General features: G+C 42.6%; 17 protein-coding genes. 8 read left to right on the top strand and 9 right to left on the bottom strand.

Annotated features, from left to right (window positions below):
- Positions 1–100 precede the first annotated feature (100 nt).
- The 3 genes from LVD17_RS17780 (at position 101) to LVD17_RS17770 (ending at position 4,397) form a co-directional block, all read left to right on the top strand.
- Complete coding sequence (locus tag LVD17_RS17780) at positions 101–1,039, top strand: outer membrane beta-barrel protein (protein ID WP_233760359.1); 939 nt, start codon at positions 101–103, stop codon at positions 1,037–1,039.
- 458 nt (positions 1,040–1,497) lie between these two features.
- Positions 1,498–3,264 (top strand): HSP90 family protein, encoded by a 1,767-nt coding sequence (locus tag LVD17_RS17775; RefSeq protein WP_233760358.1) that lies wholly within the window; start codon positions 1,498–1,500, stop codon positions 3,262–3,264.
- Between the two features lie 8 nt (positions 3,265–3,272).
- Positions 3,273–4,397 (top strand): hypothetical protein, encoded by a 1,125-nt coding sequence (locus tag LVD17_RS17770; RefSeq protein WP_233760357.1) that lies wholly within the window; start codon positions 3,273–3,275, stop codon positions 4,395–4,397.
- Here the strand turns inward: LVD17_RS17770 and LVD17_RS17765 are convergent.
- On the bottom strand, positions 4,379–5,020 hold the full coding sequence (locus LVD17_RS17765) for a transposase (RefSeq protein WP_233760356.1): 642 nt from the start codon (positions 5,018–5,020) through the stop codon (positions 4,379–4,381). The genes LVD17_RS17770 and LVD17_RS17765 overlap by 19 nt on opposite strands.
- 585 nt (positions 5,021–5,605) lie before the next feature.
- Between LVD17_RS17765 and LVD17_RS17760 the strand changes: the two genes are divergently transcribed.
- Both LVD17_RS17760 and LVD17_RS17755 read left to right on the top strand, forming a co-directional pair.
- On the top strand, positions 5,606–6,286 hold the full coding sequence (locus LVD17_RS17760; protein ID WP_233760355.1) for a hypothetical protein: 681 nt from the start codon (positions 5,606–5,608) through the stop codon (positions 6,284–6,286).
- Between the two features lie 296 nt (positions 6,287–6,582).
- Positions 6,583–7,200 (top strand): JAB domain-containing protein, encoded by a 618-nt coding sequence (locus LVD17_RS17755; RefSeq protein ID WP_233760354.1) that lies wholly within the window; start codon positions 6,583–6,585, stop codon positions 7,198–7,200.
- Positions 7,201–7,315: 115 nt separating this feature from the next.
- Here LVD17_RS17755 and LVD17_RS17750 read toward each other — a convergent pair whose 3' ends face one another.
- From LVD17_RS17750 to LVD17_RS17730, 5 genes are all read right to left on the bottom strand, one after another.
- Complete coding sequence (locus LVD17_RS17750) at positions 7,316–7,684, bottom strand: hypothetical protein (protein WP_233760353.1); 369 nt, start codon at positions 7,682–7,684, stop codon at positions 7,316–7,318.
- A gap of 307 nt (positions 7,685–7,991) precedes the next feature.
- Complete coding sequence (locus LVD17_RS17745; RefSeq protein WP_233760352.1) at positions 7,992–8,186, bottom strand: cold-shock protein; 195 nt, start codon at positions 8,184–8,186, stop codon at positions 7,992–7,994.
- Between the two features lie 39 nt (positions 8,187–8,225).
- Positions 8,226–8,420: a cold-shock protein gene (locus tag LVD17_RS17740; protein WP_233760351.1), complete on the bottom strand. Its 195-nt coding sequence runs from the start codon at positions 8,418–8,420 to the stop codon at positions 8,226–8,228.
- Between the two features lie 63 nt (positions 8,421–8,483).
- Positions 8,484–9,476, bottom strand: a complete 993-nt coding sequence (locus tag LVD17_RS17735) for a fatty acid desaturase family protein (protein WP_233760350.1) — start codon at positions 9,474–9,476, stop codon at positions 8,484–8,486.
- A gap of 406 nt (positions 9,477–9,882) precedes the next feature.
- The gene (locus tag LVD17_RS17730) at positions 9,883–12,612 is read right to left on the bottom strand and encodes a S8 family peptidase (protein WP_233760349.1); all 2,730 of its coding nucleotides are present in this window, start codon (positions 12,610–12,612) and stop codon (positions 9,883–9,885) included.
- 466 nt (positions 12,613–13,078) lie between these two features.
- Between LVD17_RS17730 and priA the strand changes: the two genes are divergently transcribed.
- The 3 genes from priA to LVD17_RS17715 all read left to right on the top strand — a co-directional run bounded on the left by priA (position 13,079) and on the right by LVD17_RS17715 (position 16,960).
- Entirely contained in the window at positions 13,079–15,592 is a 2,514-nt protein-coding gene (gene priA / locus LVD17_RS17725) for a replication restart helicase PriA (RefSeq protein WP_233760348.1), read from the top strand.
- Positions 15,593–15,663: 71 nt separating this feature from the next.
- Positions 15,664–16,317, top strand: coding sequence for a hypothetical protein (locus LVD17_RS17720; RefSeq protein ID WP_233760347.1), 654 nt, complete (start codon positions 15,664–15,666; stop codon positions 16,315–16,317).
- Positions 16,289–16,960 carry a DUF6048 family protein gene (locus LVD17_RS17715; RefSeq protein ID WP_233760346.1) on the top strand — a complete coding sequence of 224 codons (672 nt, stop codon included), beginning with the start codon at positions 16,289–16,291 and terminating at the stop codon, positions 16,958–16,960. The genes LVD17_RS17720 and LVD17_RS17715 overlap by 29 nt, the downstream gene beginning before the upstream one ends.
- A 10-nt stretch (positions 16,961–16,970) precedes the next feature.
- Here the strand turns inward: LVD17_RS17715 and surE are convergent, their stop codons facing one another.
- From surE to LVD17_RS17700, 3 genes are read right to left on the bottom strand one after another with little or no spacing between them, the layout of a single operon-like run.
- A complete protein-coding gene (surE, locus tag LVD17_RS17710; RefSeq protein WP_233760345.1) occupies positions 16,971–17,741 on the bottom strand; it encodes a 5'/3'-nucleotidase SurE in 771 nt (256 codons plus the stop codon).
- 48 nt (positions 17,742–17,789) lie between these two features.
- On the bottom strand, positions 17,790–18,404 hold the full coding sequence (locus LVD17_RS17705; protein WP_233760344.1) for a hypothetical protein: 615 nt from the start codon (positions 18,402–18,404) through the stop codon (positions 17,790–17,792).
- Positions 18,405–18,407: 3 nt separating this feature from the next.
- Positions 18,408–19,637, bottom strand: a complete 1,230-nt coding sequence (locus LVD17_RS17700; RefSeq protein ID WP_233760343.1) for a bifunctional 3,4-dihydroxy-2-butanone-4-phosphate synthase/GTP cyclohydrolase II — start codon at positions 19,635–19,637, stop codon at positions 18,408–18,410.
- Positions 19,638–19,712 lie beyond the last annotated feature (75 nt).

Genomic DNA, 19,712 nt, shown 5'->3' with positions numbered 1-19,712 from the left:
GCTGAGCTAAATTACTACACCCAAGCCTTTAGAAACACCTCAAAAAGCCTAATTTCGCGCGGCACTATTTTTGGCTGGAACAATTTTAAACAACTTAACTATGACGTATTCTCAGAAAAAGAAACTTACGAAAACACTACTTTTTTTTATTGCATCTTTAGCCATGGCCGCTTTCTCTTACTCCCAGCTTCAGGCACAGGGATTCTACCTTAGGGCCGGTGGTGGCTACTCATTCCAATCGGCCAAAACTGAATTTAACAACGCCGACCCTAACGAACTAACCGGAATAAGGCAGTCTACTGAAGTAACCGTTAGTGCAGATGGCTCTACGACCACAGTAAAGAGTCTGAGCGGCTCCTTAGGAGCAGGATTTAAAGGCAATATCACTGGTGGGTACATGTTTAATCCTTATATCGGTGCTGAATTAGGGATTAATTACTTCCATGGTGATGAAACTGTAATTGGCAAGCTAAGCAGCCCAGTGATGAATTCAGAAGAAGTTGCCTATATAAGAGGCGTGGATTTAAGCCCTGCCATTATTGTAACTCCGGGCTTTGAAGGTATCAACCCTTACGCCAGAGTAGGCCTTTTAGTTACGGCTGCCGGTAATCTTACAATTGAAACTTCGGCCGATATAGTTAATGGAGGCGGACCAGGAACAGATATAGCTTTAAGGGCTGAGTCTGAAGTAACTGCCAAATTCAGTGTAGGGTATGTTGGAGCTGTAGGTGTATTGTTTCCTATTAACGACCGAGTAAGCATTTTCGGAGAAGCAGAGTTCAAAAGCTTTACCATTAAAAGTGAGGAAGCAGAGATCAAAAGTTTTACAACCACAGCTATTTCCGATGGTCAGTCAGTGTTGGTACCAGGAGAGCAGCTTGAGGACATGCCTGTTTCTGAAAAGAAGTTTATATTCAAAGATGATTATACCATTTCCAATACTTCTCCCCAGCCAGAAGATCAGCCCACTGTTATTCCCTCGCAAGAGGTTAATGCAAGCGGTGCAGGAATCAATATCGGGATTAGAATTGGGTTCTAAGAATAAAAGATAATTATCTCACCCTGAAGGGCCATAAGTACATTGATCCTTCAAGGGTGAGATATTAATTATTTAACAGCGTCTCTCCCATCCTGCAATACTTATCAGTGGCTTAGCAGTTTCCTTATTAACCTTTTTTTCAATAAGGTTCGGGCAGTTTGCTGGTGATTAATTTCCTTTTCCATTATAAAGCTACCTCCACTCACCGAGGCCTTGGTTGATACCAGTCGCGAGAATCGGTGATGACGTGCGGCGTGCGATGTTTTCACCATTGCTACGACAGTAGGAGGAAGCAATACCTGATAGCACAGTCAAACCTTCGTTGGAGCATATTTCGAATGAGAGATAACGCCGCCGTACCTCCTCAATAACGATTACGAATTTAACCGATAGCACTAAGGAAATATAAATTATATTCCTTTGTTTTGTCAACCTGATAATTTTAAGTTTTTAATTACATGAAGTCACTATTCCAAGTTAATCTCGGCGGTATACTCAAAGTACTGTCCGACAACCTTTACAGCCATAAAGAGGTGTTTGTACGCGAGCTTTTGCAAAATGCCGTGGATGCTATCAAAGCCAGGGGCCACAAGGAGCAGTTTGAAGCACGCATTAAGGTGGATTACTACGACGCTGACAACCATCGTGGGCTGGTGATCAGCGATAATGGTATTGGGCTTACCGAGGATGAGGTCAACGAATTTCTGTCCAAGATCGGGGCAAGCTCAAAGTCGCAGCAGGCTTTGGAAGAAACCAGGAATGACTTTATCGGCCAGTTTGGTATCGGGCTGCTCTCCTGCTTTATGGTAAGTGATGAGATTGTGGTCCACTCCAGATCTGCAAAAGCCGATTATATGGTAAAATGGGTGGGCAATATTGATGGCACCTATCAAACAGAAACCATTGCCGATACTGACCATGAAGCGGGTACTCAGGTAGTGCTAAAACTGAGGAACAACATCGATTTTGATCAGGATAAGCTTATCATGCTGCTCAATTTATACGGAAAATACCTGGGCATACCTATCGAAGTAGAAGTCAACGGGCAATACCTTACTTCTATCCAAGGCACTTTTCCCTGGGACAACAAAACCAGCAGTGATCAGGCCCTTAACCTGGGCAGGGAAATATTTCAGGAAAATTTCTCCAACTTCCTGTACATCCGCGACAGCTCCGGAAAAACCAAAGGCATAGCTTATATTATGCCTCACCCTACGCATTTTGGCTCTACTCAAAGCAACCAGGTCTATATCAAAAATATGTTCATCACGGCACATGCTCAGCACCTGCTACCGGAGTGGGCATTTTTTGTGAGGGTGATCATCAATTCGGAGAACCTTTCTCCTACGGCCTCAAGGGAAGATATTTATCACAATGATACTTATGAAAATATACGCGAAGACCTGGGCAATGCCATCAAAGAATACTTCATCGACCTCAGCAAAGCCTCTCCACAGTCGCTTGAACGCATCATCAAAGTACATGGACATGCACTCAAATACATGTCACTTTCCGACCCGGAATTTCTAGGCTTTATTGCCAACTGGTTTACTTTCTCCACCACTGATGGAGTGCTGACTTTGCAGGAAATCAAAAAGCGGGTGCAAACAGTTTTTTATATTTCTGATGTGGATGAATTCAGACAAATCGTACCGATAGCGAAAGCGCAAAACAAGCTGGTCATCAATGCGGGCTATGTGTACGACTCGCAAATACTGGAGGCATTGGGCCACATAGACAGAGAACATTTATATCAGGCTATTGACACGGAATACTTTGGCAACATCCTGAAATCTTTGAACATTGAAGTGTTTGACCGGCACAAAAGCAGGCTCGATACTTTGCAGGACTACCTGCTAAAGTTTGACTGTGAACTGGAGATCAGGCAGTTTGTGCCCGATAACATACCTGCTATCTTCCACCTTTCGGAAAGAAAAATGATGGCGCGCGACATAGAGCAGATCAAAAACGACAGTAACGATCTATGGGCCGGTATATCCAGTGCGGTAATTGAACCCTCGGTATCATTCCGCTCTAAGCTTTTTCTAAACTTCAATAATTCGATAGTCCAAAAGCTGCTTCACAAGCCGCAGGAGAAAATGGAACGCCCTCTGGTAGAAATGTTGTACATCAACGCTATGCTTATGGGCCACTACCCACTCAACCAGCAGGAGCTGGAAGCTATGAACGAAAACCTTACTTATATCCTGGATCAGTCATTTTAACAACAACGATGGACGCTACGCAATTAGAAACTATTGAAGACCTGCAGAAGGTAGTTAACTACCTGATGGGCGCGAATGACACACTTGCCAACAAACAACTGGCTTTTAAGGCCATTCAAAAGGCCCAATTTTTCAAAGACCTTGACCTGGAGTTTGAAGCCCGGTACGAGTATATGTCGCAGTGTACCTTCCTTAATTTTGATGAGGAGCTGATAGCACAATTCCCATGGTTCCTCAACGTTTGCGACCAGCATCCCGGCAGATTCAGATACCGTTCCGTACTTTGGTCTTTCAAATGGGTGCTGGATGTAATCCCGGAGTACCACAAAGTATCGCTACAGCAAATCGACAGCCTGCTACAAGATTTTGAGGCTCGTTTTAAAGCTTTTGGTGCGGCGGACAAGATCATTCAGCATTACTACATGAAGGTGTATGTAAAGCTTGGCGACGAAGAGAAAGCCCGACAAGCCTACGAAAAATATAAGCAGGCCACGAGCAATCACGTATTGCTGGACTGCAAAGCCTGCCAGAGCGACAGCCTGCTGAACATCTTTTTAATGACAAAGGAATCTCAGGCCCTGCTCAACACGGCTAAACCTATACTGGATGGAAAGATTACCTGTGCCGAAGTACCTCTCCTCACCTATCCTAAAGCCCTGATGGCAGCCATGAGGCTTGAAAAATGGGATTTGGCAGAGGTATATGCTTCCAAAGCACTGAGGTACCTGAACAATACTGTTGCCTTCCCGGTAGAATACAGCCAACTACTCCTATTCTACACCATAAAAGGTGATTTCGTCAGTGCCCGGGCCATTTTGGAACCGCAGTTCCCATTACTCTTCGGCCGCACTTCTGATTACCTGCATTTCCACTTCTACCTTTCTGCCGCCCTTTTCCTAAAGGCGATGGAAAAATCAGGAAATGCAGCTATCAAACTACATTTCAATCTAAAGCAGCTCCCCTTTGATATTGCTGATAAAGATGGCGAATACCCAACCCCTGACCTGGGCCAATGGTTTAGCGAACAGGCGGCACATCGTGCAGGGTTACTGGACGGCAGGAATGGGAATGATTTCTACATGAATTATTTAGAAGAAATGCAGGAATGGACTGATCAACAATTGGACAAATAAAATTTATCCTCTTTCCATTTCAATGGATTATTAACGATGTATCGCGAAATCCTATAAAATGATTGGTCATTCCGAATGATATGATCATGAAAACGCGATTGCCACGCAAAATCTGCATGTATTTTCCGGCATTCGAATGTGGTGCGCCCTTTGTACCATCGGATGATTTTCGACAGGTTGTCGTGCAACATGGGATTTTTATTGCCGGTTATTCCGCCGGGTGGGTTGGATGATTCCGGTTGATCCGGTACCACCACGTTCGTAGAGACGCGATTAATCGCGTCTCTACGAACGTCCCCAACCGACAACCCATCGCTATCGTCCACATCCCGTCCAAACCCACCATCCGGTTTATCAATAATCACAATTCCATGCACATGATTGGGCATAACAATATGATTACCCAATTTGGCAAATGGAAAATAATCGGGAATTTTCAACCAACCCTCATGGGCCGTTTCACCCATTTCTGATCGGTGCATTTCGCCATTGACAATTTCACCGAAATAATGCTCCCTGTTTTGCGTACATATGGTGATAAAATATGATGCATTCCAGCCGTAATCCCAGAATGATGCACGTGCAGAGGCTATGCGGTATTTGTTTTGGTAGGTGTCAGACATGGATATTTTCTATATACGTTTTAATTTTCATGTATAGAAAAAGCACGTTTACTATACATGTACACTTTCAAGATAAATGTTGTAAACCTATGGGGAGGGATTACTGTGGTGATTCTCCTGAAACAAAAAAACCGCGAAATTCGCTGTCTTAAATTTATCTTTTTAATTCAATAAATCTTAAAATGCAGGAGTATAACCTTTATATATTCTGATTTATACTCTTAATTCTTGTTATGTACAAAACAATTTTGCAGTCAGAAGGCAATTATAACTATAATTTGATATAATATAAATTATTCTTTATCAAATATTCTCTATTATAGCAAAATAAACTAAATTTAAAGCTATGCAAACAAGTCAAAATGGTATTCATCACTAAAGTAAAGTCAAAGGATGGGTGTATTCTTGTTAAAGAAACAGAACACGATGAATATGGAATAGCAACTCTTCCAGACAAAATCGCTTTTATCAATTTCGATCCCAAGTTTATTAGCTGCGATGAGGCGATTACATTCATGAAAAAAGATGTCCGTTGCAGCCTGAAAAAAGTAAATAACTTAGACAATTATTTTGAATGCTTAATTGATGACAGATGATACCCCGTATATTGAGCTATTGACCAACCCTAATTGGTACATCAAAAGATTTACCATCATTCGTGATAATCAATACTCTTGCAATAAGTGTAGTAATCGTTCTATACAAGTCATATCACAAAAAGTAAATCTCGAAGAGGTATTTCTTTCTTCCCAACATTTGCACCTTGCTGAAGACCTTTACATGCTAAGGAATAGGTACAACGCTCAAGTTTCTGATGAAAAAAACAATCAATATACATTAACCTTCTATTTAGATAATGATACCATCACGAATTATAACCTCAGGGACCTCGAGTTCTTTATAACAAAAGATTCGTTTCGGGAGAATGTCCATGAAACAGAGAACATTACCTTTATTAACGATAAAAAACAGGGAAAAACAATCTATTGCCGCGAATTGCATGTACATCACACGTATTATCAGGATGAGAAAAAACCCTGGTCCTACCCATCGGATGCCTTGATGACTCTATGTTGGAAGTGTCATGAAGAATTGCATAAGAGCCAACAGATCAAATGGCTGGATAAAAATGGTAAAGAAAAAGGTACCTTAACCTATTGCACCAGATGCAGAGGCGTTGGCCACTTTCCGCAGTACCAACATATTGAAAATGGGATTTGCTTTGAATGTAATGGAAGGAGATTTAAAGAGTTTTACACAAATTAAATCATAACCTAGCTGCTCATTTAAATAGCACAAATGGCTAAAATGAAAGAAGCAAAAGAAGAACCACTTGCAACGCAACTAACTCTGGAAGGCAACAGATAAACTCAGAAAAAACGATTAACAGGCTACTCTTTCACTCATAATGTACTCAGCACAGTTTGTTTCTGCAATTGACAAAGCATGAAATGTTAAAATAACCTTGTTATAAACATTTCCACTCATTTCTGAAGTTATCAAAATCATTTTTCACTCAAATATATTAAACATCTTCCCGTCAAAAGCCTTAATTTACACCCATGAATGTACGCCTGACCCAAGAGCAAAAAATTAAAGTCCTTAACTCGGAAGATGTGTATCGTGTGATGCAGCAGGTTTTGCTGCGGGAGAATAAAATCCGCAGAAACCAGGAGCACTTCTGGGTGGTGGGGCTCGATAATAAGAATAAGATCCTTTTCATTGAGTTGATCAGCCTTGGGGCTGTCAACCGGGTGCAGGTGGCGCCACCCGAGATTTTCAGAATGGCGATCTACAAGCTGGCGGTGCAGATGATCCTTGTACACAACCACCCGAGCGGCGAACTCACACCGTCCGAAGGTGATAAGGATGTTACCGACAAAATGATCAAAGCAGGCCAGATGCTCAACATTGAGGTAATTGACCACCTCATCATCTCCGAAAAGGAGTATTTCAGCATGGCGGATAAGGACATTATCGAAGAACTGAAAAACAGCCACAATTATGTATTGATGGATAGGGAAAAGGCGCTTTTGGTGAGTATGAAGATTGATGCGGCCCGAGAGTCAGCTCAACGCGAAATTGCTAAAAAGCTACTAGGTGAAGGTATTGACTTAAACATTATTGTAAAGACAACAGGGCTTAGTAAGAAGGAGATTGCTGCGCTGAAGGAGGAGTAGTTTTTGGTAATTGGTGAGCGGTGGGGTTTGGATCATGCTTTGTAGCTGGGGGATTGCTTCCTCATACCCTCGTCGCAATGACGGTTAAGGTGGACTGCTTACTGTTTACCTATAATTACCGGTCACCACCAATTGTACTAAAATAATAGGTTCTAAACCGGGTAAGGATCAGGTATATTCTCCCGGGCTTGAACGGATTGTCCTTTTGAAGGACTTGAGTGAATTGGGTTAATGGATATGATGTAGCGTCCAGTTTATTGCCTGTCTCGTCGTAGGTAACAAGTACCAGTGCAGGGCATGTGATTTCTGTTTCTGAATGTAAGTAGGCTGTCAGGAGCTCCTGACTTACCACTTCTATGAAATCCGGGTCTTCCGGGGATACTACGCTGGCCAGGTCGGTGGTATCGCGTATGGTAACCATTTCGGCGTTAACCGTGCTGGTAAACAGCATATTTGTCAGCAGCAATAGCAGGATGAATCTCATATTTCAGGTATTGTTTTCAGGCACAAATATCAGGAGGGGCTGAGTGCAGTAAAACCCGATTCTTGCTAGGTACTTCTTGGTGACTAGAGTTATTGGTGGTCGGTGATTTGAGTGATGGCCAGGGTGGCCGGTATTCGGTGAGGGGTGATCGGTGTGATTTTCTTGATGGCCGCGCAATGGCGGCTTATTTGTCTAAAAACCCCTCAATACTCAATACTAACGTCTAAATACTAACTAATGGGGCATAAAAAAGCCGCTTCCGGGGTTTACTTCGGGAGCGGCTCCAATGTCTATGACCTAAAAGAAATTAGTCGATCAACTCAACGTTAACGGCGTTCATTCCTTTGTTTCCTCTTTCCACGTCAAATTTTACTTTGTCGTTTTCACGGATCTCATCTATAAGACCACTTTCGTGTACAAAGATGTCTTCACTTGAATTTGAGGGCTTAATAAATCCAAATCCTTTGGTGTTATTAAAAAACTTTACTGTTCCTTCTTGCATTACTTTGCTAATTGTGTGTTTATATATTTATTTTTTGAATTAATCAATCAACTCAACGTTAACTGCATTCATTCCTTTTCTTCCTCTTTCCACGTCAAATCTTACTTTGTCGTTTTCGCGGATTTCATCTACCAAGCCACTTTCGTGTACAAAGATGTCTTCACTTGAATCTGAGGGCTTAATAAATCCAAATCCTTTGGTGTTATTAAAAAACTTTACTGTTCCTTCTTGCATTACTTTATTAATTGTATTTATGTTTTCTTTTTACTGATGCAGGCCTGTTTCTGACCTGTCATCTTATTTTATCCTTTGTTTTACCGGGGCGAGCTCCATTCGGCCCAGTTGGTATAGCATCTTAATATGGTCCCAAACGGCAGCCACAAAAGTTTTTTTAATATGATATGGAACCCCATATTCCTTAGCTGTTTCGGCTACTATACGCGACAACTTTCTATAATGTACATGGCAAATATTGGGTAGCAAATGGTGCTCCACCTGGTAATTTAATCCACCTATAAACCAGGAAAATACCCGACTACGGGGTGAGAAATTACTTGTAGTTGCCAACTGGTGTATAGCCCAGTCATTAGCAATAAGGCCATTTTCATCCGGCACGGGAAACTCAGAGGTAGGCATTACGTGAGCCGTCTGGAATACCAGGCTGATAGCTATACCCGTAACAAAGTGCATGGCTATAAACGCAAGCACCACCAGCCATGGTGATATCGAAAGCATGAAGACCGGAAGTATCAATGTGTAAGAATAATACAGCAGCTTCCAGCCAATCACCTGTAGCATCTCTTTTTTAAACTCCTCCTGCTTGATGAAGCCCATTTTTCTGTATTGCCTCATCTTGATGAAATCCTTGGAAGTTACCCATGAAATCGTAGAAAGTCCATAGAAAAACCAGATATAGATAAACTGAAATTTATGCAGCCAGTATTTTTTAGCATGAGGTGAAAAGCGCAGGAAAAACGGTGCACTTATATCGTCATCTGCTTCATCAATATTGGTATAAGTATGGTGAAGCACATTATGTTGTATCTTCCAGATCGTAGCATTGGCGCCAATCAAATTGAGCGTATAGCCCAGGTATTTATTCACCTTCCTGCTTTTAGAATATGATCCATGTATGGCGTCGTGCATTACTCCCATGCCTATTCCTGCCATACCCAGTCCGCTGAGTATATACATTAAAAACAGTACCCACGGGCTGGTTATAAAACCAATGTTTACGATAACCAAAGGCACAAAAAACAGCGAAAGCATAAATATGGTCTTCGTTACCATACTGCCGTTACCATACTTGCTGAGATTATTGGTTTTAAAATAATCGTTGACCCTGTTCTTTAACGTTTTAGAAAAATCTGAGCCAGCAGTATTTGAAAATTTAGGGTTCCTGGTATTGATAATATTGGATTTTGTATTACTTATATTTTGTCAGACTCTTGATAATCAAGTGAATGAAAATTAAACATCTTGTCAACTGATCTTTAAACTCTTGCGAGTATTAAGTGCCTGATCTATCTTGTGGAACTGCGTGTAGGAATTATTGAGATACTTTCTGAGAGCGGTCTTAAGATCCTTACATTAGGAACAACACACTACAAACATAACACTTATTTTTTAAGTTCAAACGAGACATTAATATCATATTTGTAAACAACCTTCACAATACAAAAGTTATTGTCCTGCGCTACTCCTTTATAATTTTAAAAGTTGTTACTCCGGCTTTATCATACACATGCAGCAAATAAATACCCGAAGGTCGATCAATATGAACTTTCAACTTGCCTGATTCATACAAAACCGGCACATTAATCGCCTTCCCGGACAAGTCCGTCACCTCCACTTTAAAATGCTCACCCAACCCGTTGGTTTCTATGACCAGCCCTCCATAAGTAGGGTTCGGATAAACTCTAACCAGCTCCTGTTCTGAATCTCCTACCCCTAATGGAGTGACCTCCAGGCACTCTGATGTAGCCTGGCAACCGTCTTTTGAAACGATAACAGCATAACTACCTGACTGCAAAGGTTTAAACGTCTGGCTCACCTCCCCTTCTATAATCACCGATCCATTAGCGCAGTTTATCCATTGATACTCAGCCTCCTGGGCATTGCATATCAGGGTTTGCCCACCCACCAGTATCTTGGCGTCTACAGACCTTACTTGTACATGGGTAGTGATCAGGCTATCGCAGCCAGTGGCCGTAGCCAATTGGCTGCTGTAGGTAATGTCACCTGTTATGTTTTCCTTTGATGTGCCGTCAGGGAAGGTGTAGCTATTGCCGAGGCATACCTCCACTTCTTCTGTAAGTTCATAGTTGGGTGTTACGCTGATGCTGGTCGTGATCAGGCTGTCACATTGATATTCTGTTTTAAAGTGGCTTACATAAACTGTATCATCAACAATGTTTTCAAGCACTGTATTGTCTGCAAAAACATAACTTCCTCCGCTACATATCTGCACTTCCTGCTCTGTATGATGGTTTGGTCTTATGCTCACTTTTGTAGTGATAAGACTATCACAATGCTGTGCAGTTTCAAAAGTACTCGTATGCACCATTTCGCTACTTATGCCGGTAACGATGGTACCATCCGGGAAGGTGTAGTCGCCTCCACTGCATACAGCTACCTCCTCATCAATCTCATAAACTGTGTTTACATTAACTACCGTCGATATCAGGCTATCGCAACCATAGGCAGTGGTCAACTGGCTTGTATGGGCAAAAGCCTCAGAAATACCGGCAGCAATGGTTCCATCAGGAAAGGTATAATTTTCACCACTGCATACTGAAACTTCCTGCGTACGGCTATAGGTTGGCTTTACCACCAGTGATGTCACCACTATACTATCGCAATTGTTTTGAGAAAGGAGTGTACTGGTGCGTATGAGGTTTTCGGTAATGTCAGTTAAAACCACCCCATCAGGAAAGGTATAATCCGAACCGGAGCAAAGTAGCTGATCCTCGTAAGTGACTGCTAATCCCGACACGGCCTGGTAAGCATTGAGCACCCCATGACCATGATACTTATCCCACCCCCCGGTATCTTCTTCAGGCAGGCCCACTTCATCCATGGCAGTGCTGTATAAAATATTCTTAATTGAGTCAACGGACAGATCACTCCTTATTCCTTTCATAAGGGAAATAACTCCTGTTACAAACGGTGCTGCCTGCGAGGTGCCGCCCCACATGCGGTTGTAATCATTATTACCTTTGTAGTTAAGGCCGTAGATAAAATTTCCCGGCGCTACAATGTCAATATGAGCCCCATAATTACTGCCACTGGCCGGATCGAAAAAGAAGGGATTTGCCCGGCTATGGTCAGGGTTGGTGGCACCAACCGCAATCACCTCTTCGTAGCCTGCAGGATAAAATACCTGATCACTGTCTGTATTCATCATACTGGCAACCACCGGTACGCCATTGTCTCTTGCATAACCAACTGCATCCTTCATAGCTGCAGAGTAACTGGTGCCTCCCACAGACATGTTAATAACATCTGCACCATTATTAACTGCATAATAAATACCGGATACCCAGGCAGAATAAAAACCTGAATTGTTTTCATCCAATACCTTACAGGTCATCAGCTTACATTTCCAGTCCATACCTGCATAGCCGATCCCGTTATTTCCGGTAGCGCCTATAATGCCCGCCACATTGGTGCCGTGACCATGGTCATCTACCGGGTCATTATCATTATTTACAAAGTCCCAACCGTGGTAATCGTTGTAATAACCATTATCGTCGTCATCCAGAAGATTGTCCGCTATTTCACCCATATTTACCCAAAGCCTGCCATCAAACTCAGGGTGATCCAGTTTTACACCAGAGTCTAAAATGGCCACCACTACACTGGTATCTCCTGTAGTTACGCCCCAGGCTTTTTCCATATCAATATCAGCTCCCTCAATACTATTGGCCGTCAATGTACCATCATTATTAAGCCCCCATTGCCGGTTGTTATAGTATTCGTCGTTGGGTGTAACGGTACATGGTGCTCCACCGTAGCCTATATAATTAGGTTCTGCATACTCATAAAATCCGGTTTTCATTAATATGAGGATTATAGCGCTTACGTCTATACGCTCACCAAAAGTATAAAGTACCGGTTGCTGGGTGGTGAGAACACCATTCCTATCGGCACTGCTCCCTGTCCCCGACATATTATCTGGCACGAGACTTTCTGCTCTGATTACATTCAACCTTTTGTTAAGTTCCCTGATCCTGGGATCATCAATTGACAGTCTTCCTGTTTGCCGGCGGGATATCGCAATGTCACCGCTGAATTTAACTATCAGCTGGTTATCGGCATAATCCATTTTATTCACCTGAGCCAACGCAGTAGTATGCCTTGCTGGCAGAATTACGCACCATATAGAAGCCACTATAAATAAAGGTGTAAGTATATTTCCCCTCATATTATCATTAATCAGTAACAAATGTAACTAATATCCTTCCTTGAAAATATACCCGGAATCTGCTGATCGCTCTTTTGAACGGATTGAATGCCAAAGAAGTAGTTGAAATAATGGACTATCAAGCCATATGGTAAAAGCTTTTATATCTCCAAAGTGGCATGCACAAAGGACGAACAATAACACTTTCGATTATTTTCCTGCAAAAATTTCTCCATTCCCACTGGTATCACACACTCCCTGTGTTATTAGCCTCTAAATGTAACAAGCTTACCAACAATAATATTACGCAGGTCTTTTTCAATTTTAAGATGTGAATTTTCCACAGTATCGCACCATCCCCTCCCCACTTTATTCCTGTGTTGTTAAGCAAAGCATATAAGTTTTTGACATTGTCCCTCTTCCATATACTTACCATAAATGATTAGTAAGTTTGCGCTGATCATTTACCTTTACCTTCGCAACTGCTATGAGTCAACTTGAGTTCCATACGGCCACCGAAGAAATCCGGCAAACCTGGTTTGTGGATGTTATCCTACCTGTGCCCATACCCAAGATGTTTACCTACCGGGTGCCTCATGACATGGATGAGCTGGTACAAACCGGGTGCAGAGTAATCGTACAGTTTGGCTCACGAAAAATATTGACAGGCGTGATTGGCAGGATCCATGAAACCCCTCCGGAAAAATATGAAGCCAAGTACATCCTGGAGGTGCTGGACGATGAGCCGGTGATCAATGAAATACAGATTGTACTCTTTCAGTGGATAGCTGACTACTATATGTGTACACTTGGTGAAGTATTGAATATTGCTTTACCCACCGGCCTGAAGCTCAGTAGCGAATCCAAAGTACAGCTGCACCCCCATTTCGATTACTATGAGTCCGACCTGGAGTTTAGCGACAAGGAAACCATAGTACTGGAAACCTTGATAAAAAATGATAGTCTTAGCTATGGTGAGATAAGCAAATTGCTTAACCAAAAATCGATTTACACCATTATTAAGTCGCTCGTCTACAAGGAGACCATCATCATTTTTGAAGAAGTAAAAGAGAAATACAGGCCCAAAAAAGAGTCTCGGATTAGGTTAAGGCCCCAATGGCTGGCTAAAAATGAACTTGAAAAACTATTTAATGAGCTGGCCGGCAAGCCAAAGCAGGAAGCCATACTGCTTCATTACCTGCAAAATGTACAGGTTTTCAATCAGCCTGAGCTCAACAAAAACGGTCTGATCAAATCAAGTTTTACAGGCGGTGATTTATCAGATTCTTCTCTCAGAACACTCGTAAAGCATGAGGTCTTCGAAGAATTTGAAGTCATAGTATCCCGATTTGACTCGTATGACAACTCTTTGGCAGAGGTAAACCTGACAGAAACCCAGCTAAAAGCCAAAGAAGAGATACTTACCAGCTTTAAAGAAAAAGATGTTACTCTACTCCACGGTATTACGGGAAGTGGGAAAACAGAGCTTTACATCAGCCTGATCCAGGATGCACTGGAAGGTGGAAGCCAGATCCTTTATCTGCTTCCTGAAATAGCACTTACCACCCAGATTGTTAGCCGACTGCGCAAAATATTTGGGGACAAAATGGGTGTCTATCATTCTAAATTTTCTGATAATGAGCGTGTTGAAGTCTGGAAAGGAGTGCTTTCAGGCAGGTACCAGTTTGTAGTGGGTGTGCGGTCAGCAATATTTTTACCCTTTGACAACCTCGGTCTTATTGTGGTGGATGAGGAGCATGAGTCATCATACAAGCAATACGACCCCGCCCCGAGGTATAATGCCAGAGATGTGGCTATGATGATCGGCAGTCAGCATCATGCCAAGGTACTGCTAGGCTCTGCCACTCCTTCCATGGAATCGCAATATCAGGCCCGGCAGGGTAAATATGGCCTGGTAAAACTCACCACCCGCTTTGGAGCAGGCCAGCTTCCTGACTTTGTGGTTGCTGATATGATCCGGGAAAAGAATAAAAAGTTATCTAAAGGTGAGTTTTCCTCAGAGCTGATCAATGCTATCAACCAGGCTCTTGAAAATAAGGAGCAGGTGATCATTTTTCAAAACCGCCGGGGATATTCACCCTACATCACTTGTGGCGAATGTGGCTGGATACCCAAATGCAACAGTTGCGCTGTCAGCCTGACTTATCATCAATACAGAAAAGAACTCAGGTGCCACTATTGTGGATATAAAGAACCGCTTCCCAACACCTGTGAGGCCTGCGGTGCCACACACCTGAAAACAATCGGCTTTGGTACGGAAAAACTGGAAGAGGAAATTTCGCTCCTTTTTCCGCTGGCCCGTGTACAACGTATGGATCTGGACACCACCCGGAAAAAGCGTAGTTACGACACCATTATATCCGATTTTGAGCAAGGCAACATCGACATACTAGTAGGTACTCAAATGGTAAGTAAAGGGCTGGATTTTGACAATGTGAACCTGGTTGGCATCTTCGATATTGACAGGATGTTGTACTTTCCTGATTTCAGGTCATTTGAGCGCACATTCCAGCTTTCTACCCAGGTAAGCGGACGGGCAGGCAGAAGGGACAAAAAAGGTAAAGTAGTGATCCAGACCAGGAATACTGATCAACCTGTACTCAAACAGATCATTACCAATGGCTACAACCAGTTTTACGAAAGTGAAATAGCCGAGCGCCAGACACACCACTATCCTCCTTTTACTCGTTTGATAGGTGTGATTGTGAAAAATCGTGATGCGAAACTGGCCTCTTTAACTGCAGTTAAACTTGGCAATCTGATCAAAGAAAAACTTGGCACAAAACGTGTGCTTGGCCCGGAGGAACCGGTAATATCAAAAATCAGAAATGAGTTTCTGATGGAGCTGATCATCAAACTGGAAAGATCACAGGTAAGTCTGTCCAAGGTTAAACACATATTACTGGAGGCAAGACTGGAGTTAATGCAGGAAAAAGAGTTAAAAACATCAAAAATTATTTTCGATGTAGATCCCTACTAAACTCCTGGTCCATAATCTTATTCTGACATAGACCGTAAACTGGAAATCATTTTATATTTTTGCCCACATTGATGAAAAAAATTACAGACATACTTCTGGCATTAACGCTGGCAACACTGGCATTGACTGCCATCAGTTGTGAAGAAAACGAGCCGGAGATCACCGGTATTGAGCCATTTTTCAGAGTTAAGTTTATTAATCAGGACAGCATCTCTAAGCTTAATGACAGCTTAGCCATTATCAATGCTGAGCTTAAAGGCATAGCAGACAGTCTGGTTGTAATTGATACCTTGGAAAACAGGGACGAAGATGCTGATTATACAGCCAACAAAGAGGCCCTCAATGCTTACAAAAAAGCACTTACTGAAGGCAAGACTGACGTCAACGCGATCATAACCCTGATCAACTCTGGAAAAGTTTATGTCACCAGCCTCGAAGCCCAAAACGGTATCGCTACATTAATCTATGAAGATAGTCTAACTTTGTACAGATTCCCTCTCAATACCAATGCAGATTTTAGTCGTTTCATCGTCACTATAGACAGGCAGGAGTACTCACTGGATGCCTACTACACGCGGGAGACTATTGAAGAAGAGCGTTATATAGTTATAAAAGCTTACAATTTTGACATCAGAGACTATGCCGGGTTCGACAGCCTGAAAATAAGTCAGCCGGACTCCATCAACTATTCAAGCAATGAAGCTACAGTTACAGCATATTTTTAGCATACTACTTTTCTTCCTGTTTTGCCAGATTGCCGTGGCGCAGGCTGACACGAGTACGGGTACCGGTGCTGATACCACCATTATTAAAATAGATGCAGGCCCGAGTATTTATCTTGATTATGGTAAGTTACTGACTATCCCTACTGATTTTGAAACCAAGTTTGAAGCTGGCATCTCATTCCGACTTAAGAACAGGTTATCTCCAAATGTACAGGTTGGCATGGGTAAAATGGAGCCGGGTGGTGCCATCAATAATGGCGCATACCTTACCGAGGGATGGTACGGCCGCATTGGTATAAATTACCTCATGCCTATAGATAATAAAAGTATGCTCTATGCCGGTGCAAAATATGCTGTAAGCAGATTTGACGAGAGTGGCACCTACGAAATAGGTAGTGACCTGTGGGACAATTACAAAAACGGCTTTAGCCGGGAAGGTTTACAAGCTGACTGGTTTGAGGTTATAATAGGTTCGGAAACAAAACTCGACAGTCACTGGTCTCTGGGTGGATACTTCAGCTTAAGAATTTTAAACAAAAGGGATGAGTTCAGTCCTATTGACACCTACGCCATCCCCGGTTATGGCCGCGCTTTTGATAATACTACGCCTGCAGTCAACGTCTATATCCGATTCAGCCTGTAGCACAGTTTAGTTAAAAATCCCACTCATCGTTCATCATGCTTATGGCATGGTGCGCTGTAAGATCAAACAGGCAAGGTACCACGGATACATAGTTATTAGCAATAGACCACTCATCGTTATCCTCACCTTTGTCAAAATTCACGAAATTTCCTGCCAGCCAGAAGTATCTTCTACCGTTGGGGTCATAGCGCTGGTCAAACTCCTCTTGCCATTTGGCCCTGGCCTGTCTGCAGATTTTGATCCCCTTGATCTCTTCATTTCTTTTTGGAGGAATGTTAACATTAAGAGCCACACCCTTGGCCAGCCCCTTCTCCAACACCGTTTGGGCTATTTTTTTGACATGCTCCCTGGTATGGGAAAAATCCGCATCAGAAGAATAATCACAGAGTGAAAAGCCAATAGCAGGCATACCTTCTATTGCTCCCTCAATAGCTGCTGACATCGTGCCTGAATATAATATACTGATAGAAGTATTGCTCCCGTGATTTATGCCACTAACGACAAGGTCAGGACGCCGGTCCTTTAGCACAAAATGCTTCGCCAGCTTTACACAATCGGCAGGGGTTCCGGAACATTCATAAGCGGTAACTCCATCAAAAATATCGGTTTCCTCAAGTCTGAGTGTATTACCGATGGTTATGGCATGTCCCATTCCTGATTGCGGGCTGTCAGGTGCTACTACTACTACCTCGCCAAGCTCCTTCATCACCTCTACCAGGGTACGGATTCCTTTTGACGTTATACCATCGTCGTTTGATACTAAGATCAGTGGTCTTTTCATGTGTCTATTGTAAGTTTATTCAATCGATGACTGGCAGGCTCAATTGGCCTACTCTCCAAACAGGGAATTGTAATAAGCCACCAATTTAACAAGATCAGCGCGACGGTCTATACGTATTTTGTTATTTTTAATATACCTTTTTATTTCCGATGACTTTTTGTTCATCACCCACTGTAAATCCTTCTTTTTGCCTGTAAATAAAGTGATAGAACCATCAGGTTTCAGAAAATAATGGGTATAAACCAGTTCGAGCCTTGTATAAGTCCCGGACATGGAATAAGGATAGTTGGCCACCTGGTATTCGATGGCCTCCCGGCTAAGTAAGGAAAGATGATCGCCGGTATACAGCACCTCAAACATAACAGGAGCCTTATAATTACTTTTCACATTATAAGGAATGGCATAAAACTGCCTGTACCTGTTTACAGTTTTATCAAATATTTCGAAGAAAAGAAGCTTACGGGCAGTAAAAGCCTTTACTGTTTGATTGTCCCTGGTAAATTGTACCAGGTCCGTTTCCAGGTTATACTTTACCTGCCCTACAAGTGTGTCACCTTCCAATAATACCAACTTTCCGTCGTGCCATACTTCAGAAGGAAAAATCTGGGCAACGCCAACATGACCTATTGAATAAAGTATTGCAATCAGAAAAAGTTTTCTCACGTATTATCCTTTATCTTTTAGTATTTGGTGGCCCATCTTGTCACGTTTTGTTTTCAGATATGTATGATTATGTACATTAGGGGCCATTTCTATAGGTACATTTTCCACAATTTCCAGACCATATCCAATTAATCCTACACGTTTTTTTGGATTATTAGATATCAGCCTGATTTTATGAATGTTAAGATCTCTCAATATCTGGGCTCCGATACCATAATCCCGCTGATCCATTTCAAAACCCAGTTTCAGGTTAGCTTCAACGGTGTCAAGCCCTTCTTCCTGCAGCTTATAAGCCCTTAATTTGTTGACCAGACCAATTCCCCGGCCTTCCTGATTCATGTAAAGGACTACCCCTTTGCCTTCATTCTCCACCATTTGCATAGCTCCGTGCAGCTGTCCGCCACAGTCGCAGCGACATGAACCGAAAATATCACCCGTTACGCAGGAAGAGTGCACCCTTACCAAAACAGGCTCATCGGCATCCCACTCGCCTTTTACCAAAGCCAGGTGGTTATCACCGGTATTGGTTTGCTCGTATGCAATCAGCTTAAAGTCGCCAAACTCAGTGGGCATATGTACATCTTCTACTTTGCGCTGAATAAGGCTTTCCTTTTCTACGCGGTATGTGATCAGATCCTGTATAGACACCAGCTTCAGGTCGAAGCGCTCTGCTACATGAACAAGGTCAGGGAGACGTGCCATGCTGCCATCTTCATTCATAATTTCCACAAGCACTCCTGCCGGTCTGAAACCTGCAAGCCTTGCAAAATCTATTGCAGCTTCTGTGTGGCCTGCTCTCCGAAGCACTCCACCTCTCTTGGCCCTTAGCGGAAATATATGTCCTGGCTTGCCAAGCTCCTCGGGGTCTGTCTCCGGGTCAGCCAGGGCCTTTATGGTTTTAAACCTGTCGTGTGCTGAGATACCCGTGGTACATCCATGACCGATAAGGTCAACCGAAACTGTAAAAGGTGTTTCAAAGGCGGCGGTATTACGGCCTACCATCAATTCAAGCCCTAACTCTTCGCAGCGATCTTCAACCAGCGGCACACAGATCAGACCGCGTCCATGTGTTGCCATAAAGTTTACGATCTCCGGGGTGATGCATTCAGCAGCACAAATGAAATCGCCTTCATTTTCACGATCTTCATCATCTACTACTATGATCACTTTCCCGTTTTTTACATCTTCGAGGGCTTCCTCAATAGTGTTCAATTTAATTTTATCCTGGCTCATTAATCCCTAATATTTTAACAAAAATAGGTCTTTTCACTTACGTAAAAAAACTTTCCACTTCTTCAACAACTTATA

Source organism: Fulvivirga ulvae (assembly GCF_021389975.1).
GTDB classification, from domain to species: Bacteria; Bacteroidota; Bacteroidia; order Cytophagales; family Cyclobacteriaceae; genus Fulvivirga; species Fulvivirga ulvae.
This window is presented reverse-complemented; position numbering and strand designations above follow the sequence as displayed.